General features: G+C 42.0%; 6 protein-coding genes. 2 read left to right on the plus strand and 4 right to left on the minus strand.

The annotated features are described in order from the left end of the window. On the plus strand, window positions 1-436 hold a 436-nt coding region (locus ACEW9J_RS05555), incomplete at its 5' end, for a hypothetical protein (RefSeq protein ID WP_373544143.1). Window positions 437-524: 88 nt separating this feature from the next. After that, window positions 525-1,586, plus strand: coding sequence for a ParB/RepB/Spo0J family partition protein (locus ACEW9J_RS05560; RefSeq protein ID WP_373544144.1), 1,062 nt, complete (start codon window positions 525-527; stop codon window positions 1,584-1,586). Between the two features lie 87 nt (window positions 1,587-1,673). Here ACEW9J_RS05560 and ACEW9J_RS05565 read toward each other — a convergent pair whose 3' ends face one another. From ACEW9J_RS05565 to ACEW9J_RS05580, 4 genes are all read right to left on the minus strand, one after another. Beyond that, window positions 1,674-1,886 carry a hypothetical protein gene (locus ACEW9J_RS05565; RefSeq protein ID WP_373544145.1) on the minus strand — a complete coding sequence of 71 codons (213 nt, stop codon included), beginning with the start codon at window positions 1,884-1,886 and terminating at the stop codon, window positions 1,674-1,676. Window positions 1,887-1,988: 102 nt separating this feature from the next. After that, window positions 1,989-2,309, minus strand: coding sequence for a hypothetical protein (locus ACEW9J_RS05570; RefSeq protein WP_373544146.1), 321 nt, complete (start codon window positions 2,307-2,309; stop codon window positions 1,989-1,991). 114 nt (window positions 2,310-2,423) lie between these two features. Continuing rightward, window positions 2,424-2,759: a single-stranded DNA-binding protein gene (locus tag ACEW9J_RS05575; protein WP_373544147.1), complete on the minus strand. Its 336-nt coding sequence runs from the start codon at window positions 2,757-2,759 to the stop codon at window positions 2,424-2,426. A gap of 102 nt (window positions 2,760-2,861) precedes the next feature. Beyond that, a complete protein-coding gene (locus ACEW9J_RS05580) occupies window positions 2,862-3,140 on the minus strand; it encodes a hypothetical protein (RefSeq protein ID WP_373544148.1) in 279 nt (92 codons plus the stop codon). Window positions 3,141-3,411: the final 271 nt, after the last annotated feature.

Consider the following 3,411-nt stretch of genomic DNA (forward strand, 5'->3'; position numbering starts at 1 on the left):
CGTTGAGATCGTTAACTGGTTTTTATGTGATGGTTCGGCGGAAAGCTTATCGATGTTAAAGAGTTCGATGACCGATCTCAAGGGTATCAAGCACATTCTAGTCAAGAATTTACACTTCGGCAGCGCAGCTTCGTGGAAGAAGTTCGACTCCACCTATACCAGTCATCTGGGGGATTTAGTACCAGAGGCAGTTATCTCGCTACCTAAGCTCTGTCTGCCATCCAAGGAGATAGAAATGCTCAGATCTGAATATGTCCGGTTGAAAGATGGCATCGAGCGGGTAGCAACGCTTTCTAAGCGGAGATTGCGGAAGTTTTTAGATGATACCTTTACAGCGATCGATGAGACGGGATTAATTACTGGAGTCGTCAACCAAGAGTCTAAACCTGCCAAGCCAGACAAAAATCAACCTGCCGAGATGCCCGCAGCTAGTTAGTTTGGGGCGAAAGTACAGCTAATTCTTGCCAAGAATTGGCTGTACTTCTGATTTGAATATTAAGTGCCTATTTACAGAGATTAATCCAATGACCACCGCAACAATCGCACCCCCAGTAGATAATGCTGCCATCGCAACAGGGCAAAAACCGCAGCAGCGGGGGAAGTCTCCAGTCGATAGCCAGCGGTTAGTCCAGGCGCAGAATACCTCAGCAAATGACACGATCGATCCTCGCGAATTAGATGCGTCACGCTACCAGTTTCGCAAGCAGCCTAATCCTAAAGCCAAAGCCGAACTAGCCGAGTCGATCGGAGTCAAAGGCATTACCAATCCCCTGTTAGTTCAAACTAGTCGAAAAGCCATCATCGCAGGTTTCACTAGACATGAGATCGCCATTGAAGGTGAATTCACCCAAGTCCCAATTCGCTGGTTGGATGTTGACGATGACGAAGCCGCCGACATTGCCGCGATCGACAATACCAAACGAGCGGATCTCAATCCGATCGACGAAACCGAGATGGTGGTGAGCATTTTGCAGCGCAAGCTCAAGTTCGCTAGCGCAGCCCTGACGATCGCCTTTTTGCATCAAGCAGCTCATACCAAAGAGCAAACTGGGAATAACGTTATTCCAACGGAAACGATTGAATTTGCCACCCAAATTATTAGACAGTTCACCAAAGGCGGGATGAGTTTAACTTCATTCGTCAAAAACAAGCTCAAACTCCTCAATCTCCCAGAAAACATTCTCGATTCGGTCAGAAGTGGCGAACTGCACTACACCAAAGCTGCGGCAATATCCACCCTAGAAGATCCCAGCAGACAAGAACTGCTCGATCGATCGATTGAAGAAGGTCTGAGCGTTCGGGAAGTCAAGGCAGAAGTTGCTAAAATTAAGCCACCTAAAGCAAAGGCTGATAAACCGACTACCGAGCTGCCAGTAAAAGTAATAGAAGCTAGGCAAGAAGATAATTCAGAGCTAAATCTAACAGTTTTGGCACCTGCACCAGACTCGATCGAGGATCGGATCGAGATTGTGATGGAAGAAACGATCGCTCAAATTAGAAGCAACAAATTTGCCGTTGAAATATTAGAAGAGTTCGAGCGATCGCTATTGAATTTGCAAAGACAATTTCTAGTAAAAATTAATTAATTTGCTCTATTAACTGCCGGATAAGGGCAGATGGTAAAGTAAACATCAATTTTTTATTTGTGAGATCGTGGCAGAATTTTCGACATCTCAATTAATAACCTCGTAAATTTCTGGAGCAATATTTAAAAGTTTATCGTTTAGATAATTCAAATGCTCGACGTACTCGTTCCAGTATTGAATCGTGACTCGAACCTGAGATAAAGCATCTGCATGATTTGGCAAATTGACAAGGAAATTCTCCATTTTGAGAATTTGAGCTTTAGTATCGGCGATCTCAGCGAGGATTTTGACAATATCCATAAAAAATAAGTTAATTGAGTTCTAAGTCTATTTGACGAAGCGATAATCTCCAATAATGTTAAGCCATTCACTAATAGCTTAACAGCGATGAATGGCTTAACATTAAGCAGCTATCGATTCTGGAAGAATAGATTTGCTATGACGCTTTTTAATATTTAGTGAATTAACTAATTCTGCAACTGGGATAACAGGTAATTTTCTAGAGCGGGGAGATTTCGTTTGATTGAAAACGATCTCTGACTGAGTAATTGGTGCGATTTTTTCTAGCAATGTGAAGACTTGTTCGGGTCGAATAGCTGGAGAAGTAGAGGTTGCAACTACTGATATTTCAGACTTAACCCAGCAAGCGATCGCGAAGTATACCATGCCGATAAAATAAGGCAGCAGAAATGTGGTGACGGAATCAAAAGTTAAATAGAGCATTTGGATATTTGGGTTAGGATTAAAAGTGAATAACTTCTATTACTAATTAGCGCAGCAGTTGACAATCTAAAGCGCAGAAGTCAGCACCCATTATATGAGTGCTGAATTGGCGATCTAGACAGTTTGCAAAGCATTACGAGAATTGCTACCGATGAGTCCGACTCGATCGACGATAATCTGGACTTTAGCGCGAGGTTCGCCAGTCGCTTTATCATCCCAACGGTTGACACTGATTCGACCTTGAATATTGACTTGTTCGCCTTTACGGACGTAGTTAGCCAAAATTTCGCCAGTCTTACCGAAGGCAGTCAATGGATACCAATCAGTCGTGTCTTTGTCGATAGTAACTGCAAGAGAAGCACCAACGCGAATACCATTTTCAGACCAAGTTGTTTCTGGATCTTGACCGAGACGACCGAGCAATTGAATGGAATTAATTGAATTAGACATGAAAATATTCTCCTAATTTAGTGTAAAAGATATAGTTAATCTGTAATTAACTTTCACTACTGATTTGCGAAGCTCAGTTAACCACAGATCGAAATAATTGATTTAGACAATAGCGGGGATAGGCAAAGTAACTTGGATTGCCTGACTGATGTTCAGAGTTAAGGAAGGAATCCCTAAACCATCTTTAATCAATCGAAGCATTCCAATCGCAACAATCGTCATACCAGGAGTTACAGTATTTTTGAGACGGGAAACATTACCAGAGATCGTAATTCGTTCGGCAGGATTATCTTTACCATTATCGAATGTGCCATAACCAACTAGTTGTTCATCAGTTAGTTGAATGTTTTCCACAGTAATAGTCAAAGTAGCATTTCTCATGGGAATATTCTCCAAAGTTATGTGTTCTATTATGAAAAGCGTAGCAAGTCAATCTCAATACAAAACTGAGATTAACTTTCACTTCTAATTTGCGAAGCTCAGTAAATCTCAGGTGGTAATATTCAGGTTGAAAAATGAATACAAACTAGCTATCTAGAAGGGGATTTGGTCTATAATCTCGTCATCAGAGATAGATGTAGCAGGAACTGTTTGTCGAACTGGAGTTGGACTTTTGCTGCCAGTTGGCGAAGTCTTAGGATTGCCAGCAACT

Origin of the sequence: Chamaesiphon sp. (assembly GCF_041737865.1) — a bacterium.
In the GTDB taxonomy this organism is placed as follows: domain Bacteria; phylum Cyanobacteriota; class Cyanobacteriia; order Cyanobacteriales; family Chamaesiphonaceae; genus Chamaesiphon.